Source organism: Streptomyces sp. TN58, assembly GCF_001941845.1.
In the GTDB taxonomy this organism is placed as follows: domain Bacteria; phylum Actinomycetota; class Actinomycetes; order Streptomycetales; family Streptomycetaceae; genus Streptomyces.
Window position 1 is genome coordinate 4,251,395 of the sequence record NZ_CP018870.1, and the last position, 19,281, is coordinate 4,270,675.

A 19,281-nucleotide genomic window follows, 5' to 3' on the forward strand; every position below is an offset into this window, starting at 1 on the left:
TAGTTGGTGACGGATACTGACCCCTATGGCTTACGACGATCTCCGCTCGCTGCTCCGGGCTCTGGAGCGAGAGGGCGACCTCAAGCGCATCAAGGCCGAAGTCGACCCGTACCTGGAGGTCGGGGAGATCGTCGACAGAGTGAACAAGGCGGGCGGTCCCGCGCTCCTCTTCGAGAACGTCAAGGGCTCGGCGATGCCGCTGGCCATGAACGTCTTCGGTACCGACCGCCGCCTCCTGAAGGCCCTCGGCCTGAAGTCCTACGCCGAGATCAGCGAGAAGATCGGCGGCCTGCTCAAGCCGGAGCTGCCGCAGGGCTTCATCGGGGTCCGCGAGGCCTTCGGCAAGCTCGGCTCGATGGTCCACGTCCCGCCGAAGAAGGTGAAGGGCGGCTCCGCGCCCGTCCAGGAGGTCGTCCTCACCGGCGACGACGTCGACCTGGACCTGCTGCCGGCCCTCTTCACCTGGCCCAAGGACGGCGGCTCCTTCTTCAACCTCGGCCTGACCCACACCAAGCACCCCGAGACGGGCGTGCGCAACCTCGGCCTCTACCGGCTGCAGCGTCACGACAAGCGCACCATCGGCATGCACTGGCAGATCCACAAAGACAGCCGCAACCACTACGCCGTCGCCGCCGCCAAGGGCGAGCGGCTGCCGGTCGCGATCGCCTTCGGCTGCCCGCCCGCCGTCACGTACGCGTCCACCGCGCCGCTGCCGGGCGACATCGACGAATACCTCTTCGCCGGCTTCGTCGCGGGCAAGCGGATCGAGATGGTCGACTGCAAGACCGTCCCGCTCCAGGTCCCGGCCAACGCGGAGGTCGTCGTCGAGGGCTGGCTGGAGCCCGGCGAGATGCTGCCGGAGGGCCCCTTCGGCGACCACACCGGCTTCTACACCCCGCAGGAGCCCTTCCCGGCCCTGAAGATCGACTGCATCACGATGCGCAAGCGGCCGCTGCTCCAGTCGATCGTGGTGGGCCGCCCGCCGACCGAGGACGGCCCCCTGGGCCGGGCCACGGAGCGCTTCTTCCTGCCCCTGCTGAAGATCATCGTCCCGGACATCGTGGACTACCACCTGCCCGAGTCCGGCGGCTTCCACAACTGCGCGATCGTCTCGATCGACAAGAAGTACCCCAAGCACGCGCAGAAGGTCATGCACGCCATCTGGGGCGCCCACATGATGTCGCTGACCAAGCTGATCATCGTGGTGGACAAGGACTGCGACGTCCACGACCTGCACGAGGTGTCCTGGCGGGCGCTGGGCAACACGGACTACTCCCGCGACCTCACCGTCGTCGAGGGGCCGGTGGACCACCTCGACCACGCCTCCTACCAGCAGTTCTGGGGCGGCAAGGCGGGCATCGACGCGACGAAGAAGCTGCCCGAGGAGGGCTACACCCGCGACGGCGGCTGGCCCGACATGGTCGAGTCCGACCCGGCCACCGCCGCCCTCGTGGACCGCCGCTGGAAGGAGTACGGCCTGTGAGCCCGATCGCCGTCGAGGGCCCGGAACTCAACCTCGGCACCGCGCAGGCGTACGTGGTCCTGGCGCGGCCGAAGATCGACCCGACCCAGCCCGGCGTGATCGCGGCGGCCCGGGAGGCCGGCGTGAGCCCGGAGGAGTTCGCCGGCCCCGGCGACGTCTGGGCGCTGATGTACGACGCGGACGGCGACGGGGACGGCTTCGAGCTGCCCGGCGCCCGGGACACGGAGGCGGACGCCTTCGCGGAGCAGGTGCAGCAGGCCCTGGCCGCGGCCGAGCCCTTCACCGTGGAGGCCGGCAACTTCCTGCGCCTGGACGCCCGGCCCGCCGGCGCGGACTGGACGGTCACCGCGCACATCACCCCGCCCGAGGGCGACGAGGACGGCCCCGCGGCCCGGACGCTGGAGCTCGGCGCGCTGCCGGCGGCGGAACTGCTGGCCGAACTCGAACGGTTCCGGGGGGAACTCGCATGATGACCACCGCCGACGGAGTGGTCGGACAGGGGCCCGCGCCGGAGGCCGCCGGCAAGGTCAGGGCCTTCCTGCGGCTGGTGATGATCGAGCACTCGGTCTTCGCGCTGCCCTTCGCCTACATCGCGGCGCTGACCGCCATGTTCCAGCTCGACCGGACCGTGCACTGGGGCAGGCTGCTGCTCGTCACCGTGTGCATGGTGGGGCTGCGTACCTTCGCCATGGCCGCGAACCGGATCATCGACCGCGAGATCGACGCCCGCAACCCGCGGACGGCCGGCCGCGAGCTGGTCACCGGCGCGGTCTCGGTCCGTTCGGCCTGGACCGGCGCGGGGATCGCGCTGGTGGTCTTCCTGGGCTCGGCGGCCCTGCTCAATCCCCTGTGCCTGGCGCTCGCGCCGGTCGCCGTGATCCCGATGGTGGTCTACCCGTACGGCAAGCGGTTCACGGACTTCCCGCACGCCATCCTGGGCCTGGCCCAGGCGATGGGCCCGGTCGGGGCCTGGCTGGCGATCACCGGCGAGTGGTCCTGGGACGCGGTGATCCTGGGCCTCGCGGTCGGCGTGTGGATCGGCGGCTTCGACCTGATCTTCGCCTGCCAGGACGTGGCCGCCGACCGCGCGGAGGGCGTCAGGTCCGTCCCGGCCCGCTTCGGCGTCCCGGCCGCCCTCTGGGGGGCGCGCGGCTCGCACGTCGTGACCACGGCCCTGCTGGCCTGGTACGCGCTCGCCACGGACGCGGGCCCCCTCTTCTGGGCCGGCCTCGCGGTCGTCGTCGCCGCGTTCGTCTACGAGCACACCATCGTGACGCCGCACGACCTGTCCCGCCTGAACCGTGCCTTCTTCACGGTCAACGGCTTCATCGGGATCGCCCTGTTCGTGTGCGCCCTGGCCGATCTGGTGGTCCGCGGCCTGACGGTGTAGTAGCTCCATCGGGTGGGTCGATCGGCATCTGGTCGTTCGGGGTCTGACCTTCTCGCTACCGTGCGCCCTAACATCGAGTGCATGGACAGGGAGGCCGACGTGACCATCTCGGATAGCGACCGCCTGCACTCACAGCTCAGCCGGTACGAGGACATGTTCCCGGGGTACCGGACCGAGATTGTCGAGGGTGCCATCGTGATGAGCCCGGTCAAGCCCCACCACAACGAGACGATCTGGGACGTGCGGGACTTGTTGAAACCGCAACTCCCGACCGGGTGGGCCTTCATCTCCGATGTCGCGGTCCCCTTCGACGAAAGCAACGAGTTCTGCCCGGACCTCGCCGTCATTCCGGATGCCGAGCGCCGTAAGAACCTCAGCGCCTACCCGCCCGACCTCATCGAGCTGGCCGTCGAGGTCGTCTCCCCGAGCAGCGTCCGCAACGACTACGAGGTGAAGGACCGGGCCTACGCCCGGCGCGGCATCCCGCACTACCTGATCTTCGATCCGTACAAGGCGCACTGCGTGACCCTGTGGAACCCCGGCCCCGACGGCTACCGCGGCCGGGACACCATCCCGTACGGCGGGAGAGTCGCGGTCGAGACGGGGATCGGCAAGCTGCTGATCGACACCGCGGGCCTGCCCGTGGATCCCGGCGCCGTCAGCCCGTGAGGGCGGCCGGCTGCCGTCAGGCCGTGACGGCCGGGCGTCGGGCCGGGCGGCGGAAGTACAGGGCCGTCACGACGCCCGCCACCAGTCCGCACAGGTGGCCCTGCCAGCTGACGCCCGAGTCCGTCGGGAGGACGCCGGAGACGATCGTGGTGCCCCAGACGGCCGCGACACCGACGGCCACGGCGATGCCCAGCGCCCGGCGCTCCACGAAGCCCCGTACGAGCAGGTAGCCGAAGAGGCCGAAGACGATGCCGGAGGCACCCAGCGTCATGGTCCCGGACGGGGATATGAGCCAGGTGCCGAGGCCGTCGGCCAGCATGATCAGACCGCACACCGCGAGGAACCGGCGGATCCCGGACAGGGCGGCTATGAAGCCGAGGACCAGCAGGGGCACGCTGTTGGACGCGACGTGGTCGAAGCCGAAGTGGAGGAAGCCCGCGGAGACGACGCCGGTGAGGCTGCCGGGGTCGCGGGCGACGATGCCGTACTGGTCGAGGGCGTGGCCGGTGGCGTGGTCGACGACTTCCAGGATCCACAGCAGCGCGACCCAGCCCAGCATCAGCTGGGCGGCGGCCTTCGCCCGCCCGGCCCGCGTCCAGCCGGTATCCACCGTCGTGTTCATCTTCGCCCCCTTCGCGGCTCCCCTCACGGGAACGTCCGGTCACCTTACTGAGTGCCCGCCGGGCATGGCCGGATAGTCTCGGAGGTATGACAGAGCGCAATCGCACCCCGTGGGTGGTGGGGGTTTCCGGAGCATCCGGGACGCCGTACGCGGCGGCGGTGCTCCGCGGGCTGCTCGCCGCGGGGGAGAGCGTCGACCTGGTCGTGAGCCGGGCCTCGCGCCTCACCCTGCTGGACGAGACCGGGATCGCCTTCCGCGACGCGCACTGGCGCGAGGACCTCGCGGAGTGGCTGGCACACGGGGCCGACGGGAAGCCGGGGACCTTCGAGGGCCTGGGCGCGGACGCGGACGTCCGCTACTGGGGCGCCGGGGACCTGGCCGCGGGCCCGAGCTCGGGCTCGTACCCGGTCAAGGGGATGCTGATCGTCCCGGCGTCCACGGCCTGCGTGGCGGGGGTGGCGCTCGGGCTGTCGAAGGACCTGCTCCAGCGCGTCGCGAGCGTGACGCTCAAGGAGCGGCGCCGGCTGGTGGTCGCGGTGCGGGAGACCCCGCTGAACGGTCAGACGCTGAAGCACCTGGTGGCGCTGGACGAGGCGGGCGCGGTCGTGCTGCCCGCCTCTCCGGCCTTCTACGCGGGTGCGACGCACATCCAGGATCTGGTGGACTTCGTCGCCGGGCGGGTGCTGGACGCGGCAGGGGTGCCGCACCGGCTGTACCGCCGCTGGGAGGGGGAGCTGGGAGGCTCCCGCTCCCCCCGAGGGGAGAACGGTGGTGACGCGGTCGGTGACTAGGCCTTCTTGCGGCCCAGCGGCTTGCGGGCCTTGTCGACGCGGACGGCCGCGGCGGGCTGGTGGGCTCGGGATCGGTTGGCCAGCTCCTGGAGCTGTCGCATGTGTGCGTGCGCCATCTCGATCGTGAACACGGTGTACCACTCCTGAAGATCGTCGCTGATCTGATGAAAGCAATCGCAGGGTGTTGACCCTGTGTGCCTTAGATTCTATACCTAGACTTGCAGGATCGCCGAATAATGGAAGGCTCCACGTAATGGACACGGTGGACAGGCAGCTCATCCAGGCACTCCGGGAGAACGGGCGCGCCTCGTACGCGGAGCTGGGCCGTCTCGTGGGCCTCTCCGGCCCGAGCGTCACCGACCGCATCAACCGTCTGGAGACGGCCGGTGTCATCACCGGCTACCGCGCGACGGTCGACTCGGCCTCGCTCGGCCTCGGCGTCACGGCGCTGATCGGCATCTCCCTCTCCGACGCCGCCGACCACGAGGACGTGGCCCGGCGGCTGCGCGACCTCGCGGAGATCGAGGACTGCTGGTTCATCGCCGGCGACGACTCCTACATGCTCAAGGTCCGCGCCAGCGACGTGGACGGCCTGGAGAAGATCATCCGCAAGCTGTCCGGAACCAAGGGCGTCTCCCGCACCCGCACGACCATCGTGCTGTCCACGAAGTGGGAGAACCGGGTCGGGGAGCTGCCCGAGGAAGCCTGAGAGTACGGTTGGTCAGGGTTTGCAGGACAGGCAAGAGGCATCTAGAGGAGGCGACCGGTACATGGACGCTGGGCTCAAGCGTGAGCTGGAGGAGAAGGTCCGCTCCGGCGAGCGGCTGACCCGTGAGGACGGCATCGCCCTCTACGAGTCGGACGACCTGGCCTGGCTCGGCGGCCTCGCCCACGAGGTGCGTACGCGCAAGAACGGTGACGTCGTCCACTTCAACGTCAACCGGCACCTCAACATGACCAACGTGTGCACCGCGTCGTGCGCGTACTGCTCCTTCCAGCGCAAGCCGGGCGAGAAGGACGCGTACACGATGCGCATCGAGGAGGCCGTCCGCCTGGCCAAGGCCATGGAGACGGAGAACCTGACCGAGCTGCACATCGTCAACGGCCTGCACCCGAACCTGCCGTGGCGCTACTACCCGCGCTCGCTCTCCGAGCTGAAGAAGGCGCTGCCGAACGTCTCCCTGAAGGCGTTCACGGCGACCGAGATCCACCACTTCGAGACGATCTCCGGCATGTCGGCCTCGGACATCCTGGACGAGCTGATCGAGGCGGGCCTGGAGTCCCTGACCGGCGGCGGCGCGGAGATCTTCGACTGGGAGGTCCGCCAGCACATCGTCGACCACCGCACCCACTGGGAGGACTGGTCGCGCATCCACCGCCTCGCGCACTCGAAGGGCCTCAAGACCCCCTCGACCATGCTGTACGGGCACATCGAGGAGCCGCGCCACCGCGTGGACCACGTGCTGCGCCTGCGCGAGCTCCAGGACGAGACCGGCGGCTTCCAGGTCTTCATCCCGCTGCGCTACCAGCACGACTTCGTGGACATGCAGGACGGCAAGGTGCGCAACAAGCTCCAGGCGCGCACGACGATGGCCACCGGCGCCGAGGCGCTGAAGACCTTCGCCGTCTCGCGGCTGCTCTTCGACAACGTGCCGCACGTGAAGGTCTTCTGGGTGATGCACGGCGTGCAGACCGCCCAGCTCGCGCTCCAGCACGGTGCGGACGACATGGACGGCTCGGTCGTCGAGTACAAGATCACCCACGACGCGGACAACTACGGCACCCCGAACAAGCTGGGCCGTGAGGACCTGCTGGAGCTGATCCGCGAGGCCGGCTTCCGCCCGGTCGAGCGCAACACGCGCTACGAGATCATCCGCGAGTACCCCGGCCCGGACGCGGACCTGCGCGAGACCCCGCAGGCGATGCGCGTCTGATCCGCGCCGACCCCGTCCTGGCACGTCGACCCCGGCCCGAAGGGCCGGGGTTCGGCCTTTCCTGGACGGCTCCTGCTGGACGGGCCGATTGGGTAATAGATAAAGTGAGTGAATGGCCCTTACATTCACCCTAGATCCGGTCGTCGGCCCCACTCTGCACGCCGGAGTCCTGGAGCTCTGGACCGACGTGTCCAACGCGGGCGGAGCCGTGGGCTTCGTACCGCCGGTCACCCGTGACGACGTCCGCCCCTCGCTCGACAAGCACCTCGCCGGCGTCGCCGAAGGCACCTGCAGGCTCCTCGTCGGGCACGACGGGGACGGCACGGTCGCCGCGGCCGCCTTCCTCGCCCACAACACGCACCGCCTCCAGCGGCACTGGCTGTGGGCCTACACGGTGATGGTCCATCCGCGTCACCAGGGCAAGGGCTTCGGCCGCGACCTCATGGCTGCGACCGAGGCCGCCGCCCGCTCCATCGAGGGCATCGACGCCATCCGCCTCACCTGCCGCGGCGGCCTCGGCCTGGAGCGCTTCTACTCCTCCTGCGGGTACAAGGAGGTCGGCCGCGTCCCCGGCGCCATCCGCGTGGCCCCCGGCGACGACCGCGACGACATCGTGATGCTGCTGCCGCTGCACTGACGGGCCGCCCCCGCACCCCGCCGGGCCGGGGCCGGGCCCGGGCGTGCTTCACTGGACGGGCACCGTGCCGCGTACGACGTACCGACCACGACCGCGACGACCGCCACGCAACGACGAGAGAAAAGGGGTCACCGTGTCCCTCAAGCCGAGCGCAACGATCCGATACACCGCGATGCGCCTGGGCATCTTCGTCGGCTGCCTCGCCGTCGTCGCCGTCCTCGTCCGGCTCCGCTGGGTGCCCGCCGGACTCGGCGACGCCAACGGCGCCTGGGTCGTGCTGCTCGCCCTCGTCCTCTCCGCCCCGCTCTCCTTCGTCCTCCTGCGCAAGCAGCGCGACGAGATGTCCGCGCAGATCTCCGGGCGCGTCGCGGGCGCGAAGCAGAAGCTCGCCGCGAACCGCAGCCAGGAGGACCAGGCCGACGACGCGGCCCGCGTCGGGTCGTGACGCCGTAACGCCCCCGTTGGCTTCGTCACACAGCCGCACCCCCCACGCAACGCCCCAGCACCGGGTACACCGCCCGTGAACGCTGGGGCGTCGGTGTTTCTCCGGCCCGCGCAAGAGGGCCCCGTGCGCCGCTGTCTCAAAGGGCCCCTTTGAGAATCCCAAAGGGAAGGTGTTAGCGTGTTCAACATGTTGACCTCAGCTGCGCACCCGATGATCGCGAGCGTCCCGCTCGTGACGCGCCTGCACGTCGACCTCTGCCGCCGCGCGTCCGCGGCCTGTTGCTGTTGAGCTGAATCGATACAGCAGCGGTCCCGGCCGGCCCTTCCTGGCTGCTGCCGCACCGCATCACCACGCAGAACCACCCCCCTCACTTCGTGCGCCACCTCCGGAGAGTGTCCGTGTCCGCGACCCCACAGGCCCCTGCCAAGGCCTCGTTCAAGTTCCCCTTCTGGGCCCAGATCGTCGCCGGTCTCGCCCTCGGCGTCCTCTTCGGCTGGATAGCCCGAAGCCAGGACGTCAGCTGGCTCGCCACCACGCTGGAGAAGACCGGCGACATCTTCGTCCAGCTGCTCAAGCTGGCCATCGCACCGCTCGTCTTCTTCGCGATCCTCGTGTCGATCACCAACCTGCGGAAGGTGAACAACGCGGCGCGCCTCGCCTCCCGCACCCTCCTCTGGTTCATGATCACCTCGCTGATCGCGGTCGGTATCGGCATCGGCATCGGCCTGCTGACCGACCCCGGCGCGGGCACCGGCCTCACCGCCGCCGACGGCAAGGACCCGAAGAAGACCGGCTCCTGGATCGACTTCCTGACCGGCATCGTGCCGACCGACATCGTCACGCCGTTCACCGAGCTGAAGGTCCTTCAGATCGTCTTCCTCGCCGTGGTCGCCGGCATCGCCGCCCTCCAGCTCGGCGCCAAGGCCAAGCCGGTCCTCGACCTGGCCGAATCCGCCCTGGAGCTCCTCCAGAAGGCCCTGTGGTGGGTCATCCGCCTCGCCCCGATCGGCACCGTCGGCCTCATCGGCACCGCGATCGCCACGTACGGCTGGGACCTGATCGGCAAGTACGCCACCTTCACCGCCGACATCTACATCGGCTGCGCGCTCGTGATGTTCGGCGTCTACCCGCTGCTGCTCGCGACGGTCGCCAAGGTCAACCCGCTCCAGTTCTTCAAGGGCGCCTGGCCGGCCATCCAGCTGGCCTTCGTCTCCCGCTCCTCCGTCGGCACCATGCCGGTCACCCAGAAGGTCACCGAACGCCTCGGCGTCCCGAAGGAGTACGCCTCCTTCGCCGTCCCGTTCGGCGCGACCACCAAGATGGACGGCTGCGCCGCGATCTACCCGGCGCTCGCCGCGATCTTCATCGCGCAGATCTTCGACGTGCAGCTGGGCATCAAGGAGTACCTCCTCATCGTCTTCGTCTCGGTCATCGGCTCCGCCGCGACGGCCGGCCTGACCGGCGCGACCGTCATGCTGACGCTGACCCTCTCCACCCTCGGCCTCCCGCTCGCCGGCGTCGGCCTGCTGATGGCGATCGACCCGATCCTGGACATGATCCGCACGGCCACGAACGTCGCGGGCCAGGCGCTGGTACCGGTCATCGTCTCGGCTCGCGAGGGCATCCTGGACAAGGAGGCCTACGCGACCGCTTCGGGGGGCTCCCCGCTGGACGAGCCCGACGCCCCGGCCGTCATCGACGCCACCCCGCAGCCGGCCGCCGCGACCGCCTGAATCGCCCGGCCCGCCGGGTCCCCGGCCGCACACCCGCCGCAGCCCCCGCCCCCGTCCGGGCGGGGGCTGCGGCGGGTCAGCCGACAGATCGCCGGCCGGGCGAAGCCCCGGCGGCGGCTCAGCCGAGCGTCGCGGCTCGGATGTACGCGATCAGGCCGAGGGCGAGGGGCGGGGCGAGCCACCACGGGCCCATGGTCCGGCGCACCCTGGGGATGAGGGTGATCAGCAGTCCCAGCGCGCTCAGGTGCAGGGAGACGAAGCACATCGCGGCAACGCCCGCGTAGCCCTGGTGGTCCCACTCGCCCTGCGGCCCGGCGAACAGGGCCCCGACCACGGCGATGGTGTTGAGCAGGTGGATGATCCCGAGCGGCACGCCCAGTACCCACCGCAGGCACCCCTGGTCCTCGGGCAGGTCGATTGTCTCGCTGCGGTCGGTCATCGATCAGACCGTGACCGATCGGACGTACGCGACGGCGGCGAGCAGCAGCGGCAGGATGTACCACCACTTGCCCATGGTCCGGCGGAACACCGGGGTGAGGGTGAGCAGCAGGCCGACGGCGCAGAGGGTGATGGAGAAGTAGGCGAGGTACTGCATGTCCGAACGCAACGGGTGATCGCGCGGACTCGGCCGCGAAGCCAAGGCCAGGTAGCAGCAGTAGGCGGCGAACGCGTAGATCAAACCGAGCGGCACGCCCAGTACCCACCGCAGGCACCCCTGGTCCTCGGGCAGGTCGACGTTCTCGCGGCGGAGCCTCAGTCGAGCGTTGCGATACGCACCCATGTGATCACCCCCAGGACGACGGGCGGGAGGAGCCACCACAGGCCGAGGGCCCTGCGGACGGGCGGGACGAGGGTGATCAGCAGCGTGACCACGCTGAGGATGATGGCCAGGAAGGCGCCGGCGGCGGTCCCTTCGTACCCCGCAGTGTCCCATTCGCCCGCCGGTCCGGCAGAGACGATGGCATACACGATCGCGGCGTTCAGTGCGTGCAGGAGCCCGAGCGGGACTCCGAGTACCCAGCGCACCCACCGAAGGTGCTTGGGCAGGCCGATGGCCTCGCCGCCGTCTGTCATCGCATTGCCTCTCTCACCTTGCCGAGGTTGTCGACGAACTCGTTGCCGTAGTCCTGCCCCTTCTTCGACTCCCAGTACGGCCCACCGTTGTATCGGGCGGCGATCTCCTGCATCTGGGCCGGGGTCAGCTGATCGGCCGGGACGTCGGCGTAGGCAGTCTCCGCCTTGATCTGTGCCAGGAAGCCGGCCGCGATGAACGCGTTCTGCTTGGGGTCCTGGAGCGCTCCCTGCACCACGTGCTGCTGTCGCTCGGTGAGGTTCTCGGGATCGTAGCCGAGCACCTCGGCGCCGCGCCGGAGCTGAATGGCGATCGGTCCGAACGAAGTCTCGTCCACGTTTCCGCCGAGCCGCGACGGCAGATTTTCCGCAGTGACGGGAAACAATCCCCAGGGTGTGTCGTCGGCCGACCTACGGGCGAAGTCGACGGCGTTGTCGGCAAAGCCGGGCTGCCCGGCTATCTCCTTGTACGCGATACCCGCCACGAGTTCCTCGGGCAGCCCCGCGTGCTGGGCGGCCGCCCGCAGGATCTCCTTGTTCTGCCCGATCCACGCGGACTTCTCCCTGTCACCTTCCGGAGCGCGCCAGAAGGTGTCGGCCGCTTCGCCGGGCAGTCCCGCCACCCGCATTCGGATGTCCCGCAGTTGAGGTGAGATCAGGGTGTCCGGGCCGACAGGGCTCGGCGTCTCCCGCTTCGGGCCGCCGCCCGGGAGGTGCGTCAGCGGGTTGGCGGCTGCTTCCGCCGCCTCCCGGCGGATATCGGCCATCGCCGCGTACAGGTCGGGTCGAGCGCCGCCGCCCTGCAGCTTGAACTCGGGCAGCAACTCGTAGGCTTGCTTCAGCGCATGCACGCAGGTACCGCGCGCCTCCTGCTCAGTGGTCTTCGCGAGACGGAAATTGCCGCCCGCGGCGTCGTGGAGTCGGTTGGCCTCGTCGCGGATGTCGTCCACGTCCATGGTGAGCTCGGCGAGCCCGTCCAGAAACCCGGTGGTCGCCCGCATGTCCTCCCACTGCCGCATCGGCTCAGCCTCCTGCGCCGTGCGGGTGATCGCGGTGCCCTTCGTGGCGATCAGCCCGGCGAGCGCCCGCTCCGCTCTCCTGCCGTTGAGGTAGTGCGACTTGGCGGTGGCCATCGCAGCCGCATAGGCATGCAGAGCACTGGCAGCCTTGTCGTACCCCTGGGCCATATCCGCCACCAGCCGACGGGCCTCGGTGAGGCGCTTGGTGTACGTGTGGCTGCCGTCGCTGTGCCACTCCGTACGGGTCTCCGCGCGCCGGGCGGGTTCCTCGACCTGCACGAGGAGGTCGCGCAGTCGGCGGAACTCTGCAGCATTGCGCTCGACGAGTGCTGGGTTGCACTCCTCCAGGAACTCGACATCCTTGCGGTAACTCAGGCCGCTCACTTGGCCTCCGGCTTCACGTAGGCCCCGTACTCCAGAACGCGGTCGAGGAAGTTGCGGGCCGTGCCGTGATCCACCTGGGCGAAGCTGGTGCCGGTGGTCTTCAGGCGGGTGGCCAGGCCGGCGAACAGGGCGATGGTGTCCTTGAACTGGTCGTCGGCGAATCGGGCGAAGCGGAAGACTTCCTTCGAGACGTCCTCGTGCGCGCGGGGTGCGCGGGCCATGGTGCTCGCGTCGCCGTCCGGGCGGCCCTCGTGGAGCAGCGCGGCGATCTCGATGAGGAGGTTGGCGTTGCCGTTGATGGACGGGGCCCCGGCCACCAGAGAACCGGCCGCGCCGCCGCCGCCCGCGTCGGGCGCCACCTGGTTGAGCCGCATGGCGGGCGACTCCCGCCCGGCCAGGGCGGCGGCCTTGTGCCCGGCCCATTCTTCGTCGAACGACATGTATCCCCTGGAGAGTTGTCTGCCGGAGATGACCGCGATCCGGTGGTCATGTCCATGCATGGGGGACGCTCAAAAAGATCACGCGGTTCTGCAGCCTTCGCGCACGGACGCCCTATAGTCGACGGCTGTTGATCAACTGGCTTGTCGTGGAGGGCTGATGGCGATACGGGAGATACGCGCGGCGGCGCAGATCATCGGGCGGCGCAACGCCCTGCGCTACCTGGCGATCGGCGTCGCCGGCTCGCTGGTCGCGGCGTGCGGGGGCAAGGACGGTGGTACGGCGGCCCCGGCGGCGGCGGGGGCTTCGTCCGCCGGGCCCGCGTCGTCACCTCCGGCCCCGGCGCCGACGTCCGCGAGCCCGATCGCCCGGGCCTTCGACGCGTTCATCGGGGGCGCCTGGAAGCTGGAGTCGACGACCCCGGGCAGCAAGCCGGTGCACGGCACGGCCACCGTGACGGCCCCGCCCGGGGGCAACGGCGGCTTCACCATCCTCTGGGACGCCGACGGCGAGTCGGTCACGTGGACCGGACAGTGGCTGCTGCGCGGCGGCCACCTGAGCTACCACCTCTTCGTCGGGGGCAAGGAGATGCCGAAGCTGAGCGGCGGCGAGGCCCTCACCGTCCCGGGGACGGTGGAGGACACCGTCTCGCTGACCCTGCCGTGGAAGCCGCCGGAGTCGCGCCGTGCGGTCAGCGGCCAGCAGCTGAAGGTGACGTACAAGAGCAACGTCCTGCGGATCGTCCACGACGACGGCCACGGGAGTGAGTCGGTGCACGTGTGCACCCGGGCCTGAGTGTCTGTCGTTGGCCCTCAGATGCCGCCACGCGTGGGCCACGAAACCGGCCCACGCGTGGCGGCCGATGGTGAGGGGGGCAGGCGGGTCCTTGGAGTCCCGGACGAGAACGGCGGTGGGCGCGGCGGCCACCTCGACGCAGTCGTTGCTGTCGCTGCTGTCGCTGATCGGCGCAGATGGTCGACAGCCGGGCTCTTCCGTACCGTCACTGTCCACGCTCATGCGCACCCGCCTCCGCCGGACCGAACTCCTCAACGCTCCGTTCCCCAGGCCTGGGCAGGACAGCCGGGAACAGGACCGGACAGCGTCCGGACAAAGGCCGGACGCAAGGGAAGGGCCGGGTGGCGCTGAGCGCCGGGTCCCGGGGGCCCGCGACCCGGCGTGCTTGGACGTATAAGGCTTCAAAGAAACGGGAGAAAAAACCAACCCACCCCACCCCACCGTCTTCAGTCCCTCGGTCGGGTGAATCGCGCCAACTGGACTGGATTTCGGGCCGGTTGCCGGGCATATGCTCGGCCCGACAACAGCAGACATGAGACGGCCCCCGGCGGGACTGGCATCCCGGCGAGGGCCTGACCAAGCAGGAAGAAAGCCCTTCCTTATGGCTCCCCAGCACCTTAGCGCGCCCTCGCGCGCCTCGTCCCGCGTTCACGCCGGGACCGCTCGATCCGGTGTCACCCACGTCAACGCGCCGCACAAGAGTCACTTCACCGTGGTCGGCAACCACCTCCTCCAGCACCGCCAGATGTCGGCGACGGCGATCGGGGTCGGTGCGTACATCCAGTCGCTGCCCGAGGGATCCCCGGTCGGCGTGAAGGTGCTCGCAGAGCGGTTCCCGGAGGGCGAGATCCGCATCGGGTCGGCGCTGCGGGAGCTGGAGCGGCACGGCTACCTGGAGCGGCGGCGCGAGCGGCTGGACTCCGGGCGGTTGGTGACCCGGACGTACTCGTACAACAGGCCGACGACGTCCACCCCGGCCCCGCACGCCCCGCCGCCGCTGCCCCCGTCCCCACCCCCGCCGTCCCCACCCCCGCCGCCTCCGCCCCCACCGCCCGTGCCCCCGCCGCCGCGCGCCCTTCCCCCGGCCCGGGAACCCGTACCGGCTCCGGCACCGGTGCCAGTACCGGCACCCGAGCGCGCACCCGACCCGGCCGAGGCGCCCGAGCCCGTACCGGCGCCCGTACCCGAGCCCGTACCGGCGCCCGTACCCGAGCCCGTACCGGCGCCCGTACCCGAGCCCGTACCGGCGCCCGCCCCCGACGACCCGCCACCGCCGACGCCGCTGCACCCCGGGGCGGCCGACCTGCTCGCCGGACTGCGACGTTACGACCCGCAGCTGCTGCTGTCAGAACACGACGTACGGTGGCTCGCGCCCCTCGTGTCGACCTGGCTGGAACGCGGCGTCGAGCCCGGCGCCGTCGAGCGGGCCTTGTCCTTCGACCTGCCCGCGGGAATGCGCCGCCCCGCGGCCGTCCTCGCGTACCGGCTGACCAACCTGCTCCCGCCGCCCCTGCCGCCCGCCCCGCCGCCGCCCCCGGAGGTCCGGCCGTCCAGACGGCCGGACCCGTACCAGAACTGCGACGGCTGCGACCGCGCCTTCCGCGCCCCGGCCCCGGGCCGCTGCAGAAAATGTTCGCTTGAGGCCGCGTAGGGCCTGCCTGCCTGCGGGCGGCCCCGGCGGCCGAAATCGGCGCGCGGGGGACACGGGCCGGATGGCAGGGTGCGGTATGGCATCCCCGTATCAGATCCGTGCCGACCACGACGACCGCACGATCGTGGTGTACCAGGCGTACGCGCCCGCCATCGCCGACCCGGCGCTGCGGGCGGGCCGCTTCGTCGAGCCGTTCTCGTTCCACCGGATGACGTGGATCAAGCCGTCGTTCATGTGGCTGATGCACCGCAGCAACTGGGCTCGTAAACCAGGTCAGGAGCGCGTGCTCGCCGTCCGCATGACGCGCGAGGGCTGGGAGGAGGCCCTGTCCCGGGCCGTGCTCACGACCGCGGACCCGGCCGCCGTGGCCCGGGCGGCCGTACACGTCCAGTGGGACCCGGAGCGCTCACCGCGCGGCGCGGCGCTGAACCACTACAGCATCCAGGTCGGCATCGGCCGCCATCTGATCCGTACGTTCAACGACGACTGGATCGTCGGTCTCACCGACCTCACCGCGCAGGTCCGCAAGGGCGCCGCACTGCTGCAGACCGGACAGGCCGCCAAAGCCCGGCGGCTGTTCCCCGCGGAGCGCGTCTACCCCCTCCCGCCGGCCCTGGCGGACCGCCTGGCCCGAGGCGCCTGAGGAGCGGTGGAACGCGCCCCCTCGGCGGGCCCGGTGTCCCCGGCGGTGGGGCACGCGCGGCGGGCCTCCCCAATTCCCTCGCGCGGTGCGGTGGCGGCGGTGGCCGCGTGGAGCGTCGGTGAAGAACGGCTCCAGGGGCTGGTCCGGCGCGGTACCCCCTCCGTAGATTACCGGCGGTAACACTCGTGTGAGCCGAGGAGTGTGGGCCGTGGAAGCGGAGCCGAAGCTGGTGGAGCCCGTCCGGACCGTCGTCGACGGAGTGGTGCGCGAGGTGCGGGTACCCGCACTCGCCGCGACCCCCGCGCACGGCTCCCTCGGGGACATCCCCTTCGAGAACGCGGCGCAGGCACCGCACGAGGCCGTACTCGCCCGCAAGCAGGCCGACGGGACCTGGCGCGACGTCACGGCCGCCGAGTTCGCGGCCGAGGTCCTCGCCGTCGCCAGGGGCCTGATCGCCGAGGGACTGCGTGAAGGCGACCGGCTCGCCATCATGGCCCGTACGACCTACGAATGGACCCTGCTCGACTTCGCCGGATGGGCCGCGGGGCTGGTCACCGTACCGATCTATCCCACCTCCTCTGCCCTCCAGGCACGCTGGATCATCCACGATTCCGGCGCCGTGGCCTGCGCCGTCGAGGACACCGCACAGGCCCGCATCATCAGCGCCGAGCGGGGCAACCTGCCCTGGCTGACCCACCTCTGGGAGTTCGACACCGGCGCGATCGGCCGACTGGTGAAGGCGGGGGAACGCATCCCCGACGCCCTCGTGCACGCCCGGCGGGCCAACCGGACCCCGGACGCCGTCGCGACCCTCATCTACACCTCCGGCACCACCGGGCAGCCCAAGGGCTGTGTCATCACCCACGCCAACTTCTTCGCCGAGGTCGACAACTCCATCGAGCTGTTGCACCCCGTCTTCAAGTCCGCCAGCAAGGACCCCGCCTCGACCCTGCTGTTCCTCCCGCTCAGCCACGTCTTCGGCCGCATGGTCGCCGTCGGCTGCCTGCGGGCCCGCGTCAAGCTCGGACACGCGCCCAGCATCCGTACCGAAGACCTCCTCGCCGACCTCGCCGGCTTCCGCCCGACCTTCCTGCTCGCCATCCCCTACGTCCTGGAGAAGGTCTACAACACCGCTCGCGCCACCGCCGAGAAGATGGGCCGCGCCTCCTCCTTCGACCGGGCCGCCCGCATCGCCCGCCGCATCGGCGAGAGCGTCGAGGGCAAGGCCCCCGGGCCGGTGCTGCGCGCCGCCCGGGCCCTGTACGACCCGCTCGTCTACCGGCGCATCCGGGCGGCGCTCGGCGGCCGCGTCCGCTACGTCCTGAGCGGCGGATCACCTCTGGGGCGCAGACTCGCCGCCTTCTACACCGGCGCGGGCATCGAGGTCTTCGAGGGCTACGGCCTCACGGAGACGACCGGAGCCAGCACCGTCACCCCGCCGCAGCGCCCCCGCCTCGGCACCGTGGGCTGGCCGCTGCCCGGCACGGCGGTACGGATCGCACCGGACGGGGAGGTGCTGCTGGGCGGGCGGCACGTCTTCGCGGGCTACTGGAACAGCGGGCAGGCGCTCCCGCACGGCAGCTGGCTGGCCACCGGCGACATCGGGGAACTCGACGCCGACGGATACCTCACCATCACCGGCCGCAAGAAGGACCTGATCATCACCTCCGGCGGGAAGAACGTCGCCCCCGCGCCGCTGGAGGACTGGCTGCGGGCCCACCCGCTCGTCGGGCAGTGCATGGTGGTCGGCGACAACCGGCCGTACATCGCCGCGCTGATCACCCTGGAGCCGGACGGGCTGTGGCACTGGCGCCAGATGCGGAAGAAGCAGAACGTGCCGATGCGGGACCTCGTCCGGGACGAGGAACTGCTCGCCGACCTCCAGCGGGCCGTCGACGACGCGAACCGGCTGGTGTCGCGGGCCGAGTCGATCCGCCGGTTCGCCGTCCTGCCGGGCGACTTCACCGAGGCCCGCGGCCACCTGACCCCGTCGCTGAAACTCCGCCGCGCCGCGATCGCCCGCGACTACGCGGACCGCATAGACGAGCTGTACCGGGGCCCGCGGGAGGGCTGAGGCTGCCGGACCGGCCCCGGGCGGCAGGCACGTGTCAGGGCCGCACAGGGCGCTCGGGTGCACCCCGGGTGGCGGGCCGCATGGGAACGAGCGCGCCGGTGGTGGCGCGCCTCCTGGAGTCGCCGATCGCGGCGGGCGCCACACGCAGGGCTCCGACGGCGATGGCGGCCTTGAGCAGGGCGAGACGGTGGATGCTGGCCATGACGTACTCCTCGGGCTGCGGGTGAGCGGTGCCTCCGGCCGGCCGCCGCTCTGAAGGGGCCGGACCTCGTACGACCATTGCGCCCCGCCGCCCCCGCATCGTCACGCCCCGGCATGTCGTGTCTTGACAGCGCGAGCACGGCGTGCGGGCGGGGCGGGCGGGGGCTTCGGAGGGCCGGTCGCGGGGGCGGGGGTGGGAGGCGCGGCGGCGGCTTCGGGGGGCGGGATCCACTCGGGCGGGTTCGGAGATGTCCTGGGGGTTTCCCGGCAGTCCCATCGTCTCTCCGCGTCGGGCCGGCCCGTCAAGGGCGCTCCCTTCGGTCGCGTCGCTATGCGAGGGCCTTCGGCCCCCCTTGACCGACCGTCCCGCCACGGAAATCCGAAAGACTGCCGGGAAGCCCCCAGAGGAACGGGCCGGGTGTCCAGGACCGAGACGGGCCGTTGGCGCCGCGCAGCGGGAGCCAGGTACGCCCCAAATCGCTACGCGCTCCTGCCAGGCGGCGTCAGCGAGCCTCTTGGGCTGGTCATAAGCCGCCCCAGATCGCTACGCGCTCCTCGATCACGCGTCCGCAAGCCTCTCGGGCTGGACATAGGCCGCCATCGATCGCTACGCGCTCCTCGACGACCGCGTCCGCCCCTCGTTCGGGGCCGGGAAGGGCCAAGTCGAGGGCCAGGAAGGAGATCCATCGGCCCAGCCGAACTCAACCCCCGTCAAGCCCACGACGAGATCCCACCCGTCGGTACAGACGGGGGTAATTGGGGCGAATTGACGATTTCTGGGGTACGCACTCGCCCAGACCTGGATTGGCATCGGCTCGGCCGTCTTTTCCCTCTCCTGGGCTGCTCAGTCGGTAGGCGCGAGGTTGCCGACCGAGGTGGTGAACTCACGCCCGGATGGGCCCCGGACATAGGCCAACTCCACCCAGTACTCGGCGCCGGGCGGTCTGCGTCCAGCCCAAGAGGCTGGCAGACGCGTGATCGAGGAGCGCGTAGCGATCGCCGGCGGCCCATCTCCAGCCCGAGAGGCTCGCAGACGCCGTCTCGCAGGAGCGCGTAGCGATTGGTGGCGGCTTATGACCAGCCCAAGAGACGGGGGGACGCCATCGGGCAGGAGCGCGTAGCGATTTGGGGCGCTCCTGGTTCCGGGCGCGCGGCGACGACCGCCCTGGGTGTCTCTTGATGGCCGGCCCGTTCCTCTGGGGGCTTCCCGGCAGTCTTTCGGATTTCCGTGGCGGGACGGTCGGTCAAGGGGGGCCGAAGGCCCTCACGAAGTGACGCGACCAACGGGAGCGCCCTTGACG

At 70.8% G+C, this 19,281-nt stretch carries 21 protein-coding genes and 1 pseudogene; 13 read left to right on the forward strand and 9 right to left on the reverse strand.

The genetic code is table 11. The features are described 5' to 3' along the window. Nucleotides 1-25: 25 nt before the first annotated feature. The 4 genes from BSL84_RS19330 (at nucleotide 26) to BSL84_RS19345 (ending at nucleotide 3,542) form a co-directional block, all read left to right on the forward strand. Nucleotides 26-1,483 (forward strand): menaquinone biosynthesis decarboxylase, encoded by a 1,458-nt coding sequence (locus BSL84_RS19330; RefSeq protein ID WP_045321402.1) that lies wholly within the window; start codon nucleotides 26-28, stop codon nucleotides 1,481-1,483. Beyond that, nucleotides 1,480-1,953, forward strand: coding sequence for a hypothetical protein (locus BSL84_RS19335; protein WP_030026272.1), 474 nt, complete (start codon nucleotides 1,480-1,482; stop codon nucleotides 1,951-1,953). Before BSL84_RS19330 ends, BSL84_RS19335 begins: the two co-directional genes overlap by 4 nt. Then, the gene (gene mqnP, locus BSL84_RS19340; RefSeq protein WP_030026275.1) at nucleotides 1,953-2,873 is read left to right on the forward strand and encodes a menaquinone biosynthesis prenyltransferase MqnP; all 921 of its coding nucleotides are present in this window, start codon (nucleotides 1,953-1,955) and stop codon (nucleotides 2,871-2,873) included. Before BSL84_RS19335 ends, mqnP begins: the two co-directional genes overlap by 1 nt. 99 nt (nucleotides 2,874-2,972) lie before the next feature. Further along, nucleotides 2,973-3,542, forward strand: coding sequence for a Uma2 family endonuclease (locus tag BSL84_RS19345; RefSeq protein ID WP_045321428.1), 570 nt, complete (start codon nucleotides 2,973-2,975; stop codon nucleotides 3,540-3,542). Nucleotides 3,543-3,558: 16 nt separating this feature from the next. Here the strand turns inward: BSL84_RS19345 and BSL84_RS19350 are convergent, their stop codons facing one another. Next, nucleotides 3,559-4,164: a rhomboid family intramembrane serine protease gene (locus BSL84_RS19350; RefSeq protein WP_030026278.1), complete on the reverse strand. Its 606-nt coding sequence runs from the start codon at nucleotides 4,162-4,164 to the stop codon at nucleotides 3,559-3,561. Between the two features lie 86 nt (nucleotides 4,165-4,250). Here BSL84_RS19350 and BSL84_RS19355 point away from each other — a divergent pair, with 86 nt between their 5' ends. Beyond that, nucleotides 4,251-4,955: a UbiX family flavin prenyltransferase gene (locus tag BSL84_RS19355; RefSeq protein WP_037660640.1), complete on the forward strand. Its 705-nt coding sequence runs from the start codon at nucleotides 4,251-4,253 to the stop codon at nucleotides 4,953-4,955. Here BSL84_RS19355 and BSL84_RS37485 read toward each other — a convergent pair. Beyond that, nucleotides 4,952-5,086, reverse strand: a complete 135-nt coding sequence (locus BSL84_RS37485; protein ID WP_257857992.1) for a hypothetical protein — start codon at nucleotides 5,084-5,086, stop codon at nucleotides 4,952-4,954. The genes BSL84_RS19355 and BSL84_RS37485 overlap by 4 nt on opposite strands. A gap of 122 nt (nucleotides 5,087-5,208) precedes the next feature. Here BSL84_RS37485 and BSL84_RS19360 point away from each other — a divergent pair, with 122 nt between their 5' ends. From BSL84_RS19360 to BSL84_RS19380, 5 genes are all read left to right on the forward strand, one after another. Next, entirely contained in the window at nucleotides 5,209-5,664 is a 456-nt protein-coding gene (locus BSL84_RS19360; protein ID WP_030026281.1) for an Lrp/AsnC family transcriptional regulator, read from the forward strand. Nucleotides 5,665-5,725: 61 nt separating this feature from the next. Next, on the forward strand, nucleotides 5,726-6,889 hold the full coding sequence (gene mqnE, locus BSL84_RS19365) for an aminofutalosine synthase MqnE (protein ID WP_030026283.1): 1,164 nt from the start codon (nucleotides 5,726-5,728) through the stop codon (nucleotides 6,887-6,889). Nucleotides 6,890-7,001: 112 nt separating this feature from the next. Beyond that, the gene (locus BSL84_RS19370; RefSeq protein WP_075970822.1) at nucleotides 7,002-7,526 is read left to right on the forward strand and encodes a GNAT family N-acetyltransferase; all 525 of its coding nucleotides are present in this window, start codon (nucleotides 7,002-7,004) and stop codon (nucleotides 7,524-7,526) included. A gap of 133 nt (nucleotides 7,527-7,659) precedes the next feature. Then, a complete protein-coding gene (locus tag BSL84_RS19375; RefSeq protein WP_030026286.1) occupies nucleotides 7,660-7,971 on the forward strand; it encodes a DUF4229 domain-containing protein in 312 nt (103 codons plus the stop codon). A 392-nt stretch (nucleotides 7,972-8,363) separates the two neighbouring features. Continuing rightward, nucleotides 8,364-9,704, forward strand: a complete 1,341-nt coding sequence (locus BSL84_RS19380) for a dicarboxylate/amino acid:cation symporter (RefSeq protein ID WP_045321399.1) — start codon at nucleotides 8,364-8,366, stop codon at nucleotides 9,702-9,704. 118 nt (nucleotides 9,705-9,822) lie between these two features. Here the strand turns inward: BSL84_RS19380 and BSL84_RS19385 are convergent, their stop codons facing one another. From BSL84_RS19385 to BSL84_RS19405, 5 genes are read right to left on the reverse strand one after another with little or no spacing between them, the layout of a single operon-like run. Beyond that, nucleotides 9,823-10,143 (reverse strand): hypothetical protein, encoded by a 321-nt coding sequence (locus BSL84_RS19385; protein ID WP_045321398.1) that lies wholly within the window; start codon nucleotides 10,141-10,143, stop codon nucleotides 9,823-9,825. Nucleotides 10,144-10,146: 3 nt separating this feature from the next. Beyond that, nucleotides 10,147-10,485, reverse strand: coding sequence for a hypothetical protein (locus tag BSL84_RS36150; RefSeq protein WP_075970823.1), 339 nt, complete (start codon nucleotides 10,483-10,485; stop codon nucleotides 10,147-10,149). Beyond that, nucleotides 10,458-10,778, reverse strand: coding sequence for a hypothetical protein (locus BSL84_RS19395; protein ID WP_051873369.1), 321 nt, complete (start codon nucleotides 10,776-10,778; stop codon nucleotides 10,458-10,460). Before BSL84_RS19395 ends, BSL84_RS36150 begins: the two co-directional genes overlap by 28 nt. Continuing rightward, nucleotides 10,775-12,178: a hypothetical protein gene (locus BSL84_RS19400; protein WP_052680488.1), complete on the reverse strand. Its 1,404-nt coding sequence runs from the start codon at nucleotides 12,176-12,178 to the stop codon at nucleotides 10,775-10,777. The genes BSL84_RS19395 and BSL84_RS19400 overlap by 4 nt, the downstream gene beginning before the upstream one ends. After that, on the reverse strand, nucleotides 12,175-12,618 hold the full coding sequence (locus BSL84_RS19405; RefSeq protein WP_234308349.1) for a hypothetical protein: 444 nt from the start codon (nucleotides 12,616-12,618) through the stop codon (nucleotides 12,175-12,177). The genes BSL84_RS19400 and BSL84_RS19405 overlap by 4 nt, the downstream gene beginning before the upstream one ends. Before the next feature lie 157 nt (nucleotides 12,619-12,775). Between BSL84_RS19405 and BSL84_RS37055 the strand changes: the two genes are divergently transcribed. Next, on the forward strand, nucleotides 12,776-13,411 hold the full coding sequence (locus BSL84_RS37055; RefSeq protein WP_234363659.1) for a hypothetical protein: 636 nt from the start codon (nucleotides 12,776-12,778) through the stop codon (nucleotides 13,409-13,411). A gap of 42 nt (nucleotides 13,412-13,453) precedes the next feature. Here the strand turns inward: BSL84_RS37055 and BSL84_RS37795 are convergent. After that, nucleotides 13,454-13,945: pseudogene (locus BSL84_RS37795) on the reverse strand (DUF397 domain-containing protein); the annotation flags it as partial. 1,193 nt (nucleotides 13,946-15,138) lie between these two features. On the opposite strand from BSL84_RS37795, the gene BSL84_RS19420 reads away from it, so the two are divergent. Then, a complete protein-coding gene (locus BSL84_RS19420; RefSeq protein ID WP_030031381.1) occupies nucleotides 15,139-15,705 on the forward strand; it encodes a DUF4291 domain-containing protein in 567 nt (188 codons plus the stop codon). Between the two features lie 199 nt (nucleotides 15,706-15,904). Next, a complete protein-coding gene (locus tag BSL84_RS19425) occupies nucleotides 15,905-17,779 on the forward strand; it encodes an AMP-dependent synthetase/ligase (protein WP_030031379.1) in 1,875 nt (624 codons plus the stop codon). A 34-nt stretch (nucleotides 17,780-17,813) separates the two neighbouring features. Here the strand turns inward: BSL84_RS19425 and BSL84_RS36155 are convergent, their stop codons facing one another. Then, nucleotides 17,814-17,981, reverse strand: coding sequence for a hypothetical protein (locus tag BSL84_RS36155; RefSeq protein WP_159393533.1), 168 nt, complete (start codon nucleotides 17,979-17,981; stop codon nucleotides 17,814-17,816). Nucleotides 17,982-19,281: the final 1,300 nt, after the last annotated feature.

Coding starts and splice junctions, on each gene's coding strand:
- BSL84_RS19330 (WP_045321402.1), top strand. CDS start 26: ATGGCTTACGACGATCTCCGCTCGCTGCTCCGGGCTCTGGAGCGAGAG.
- mqnP (WP_030026275.1), top strand. CDS start 1,953: ATGACCACCGCCGACGGAGTGGTCGGACAGGGGCCCGCGCCGGAGGCC.
- BSL84_RS19350 (WP_030026278.1), bottom strand. CDS start 4,164: ATGAACACGACGGTGGATACCGGCTGGACGCGGGCCGGGCGGGCGAAG.
- BSL84_RS19355 (WP_037660640.1), top strand. CDS start 4,251: ATGACAGAGCGCAATCGCACCCCGTGGGTGGTGGGGGTTTCCGGAGCA.
- BSL84_RS19360 (WP_030026281.1), top strand. CDS start 5,209: ATGGACACGGTGGACAGGCAGCTCATCCAGGCACTCCGGGAGAACGGG.
- mqnE (WP_030026283.1), top strand. CDS start 5,726: ATGGACGCTGGGCTCAAGCGTGAGCTGGAGGAGAAGGTCCGCTCCGGC.
- BSL84_RS19370 (WP_075970822.1), top strand. CDS start 7,002: ATGGCCCTTACATTCACCCTAGATCCGGTCGTCGGCCCCACTCTGCAC.
- BSL84_RS19385 (WP_045321398.1), bottom strand. CDS start 10,143: ATGACCGACCGCAGCGAGACAATCGACCTGCCCGAGGACCAGGGGTGC.
- BSL84_RS36150 (WP_075970823.1), bottom strand. CDS start 10,485: ATGGGTGCGTATCGCAACGCTCGACTGAGGCTCCGCCGCGAGAACGTC.
- BSL84_RS19395 (WP_051873369.1), bottom strand. CDS start 10,778: ATGACAGACGGCGGCGAGGCCATCGGCCTGCCCAAGCACCTTCGGTGG.
- BSL84_RS19405 (WP_234308349.1), bottom strand. CDS start 12,618: ATGTCGTTCGACGAAGAATGGGCCGGGCACAAGGCCGCCGCCCTGGCC.
- BSL84_RS37055 (WP_234363659.1), top strand. CDS start 12,776: ATGGCGATACGGGAGATACGCGCGGCGGCGCAGATCATCGGGCGGCGC.
- BSL84_RS19420 (WP_030031381.1), top strand. CDS start 15,139: ATGGCATCCCCGTATCAGATCCGTGCCGACCACGACGACCGCACGATC.
- BSL84_RS36155 (WP_159393533.1), bottom strand. CDS start 17,981: ATGGCCAGCATCCACCGTCTCGCCCTGCTCAAGGCCGCCATCGCCGTC.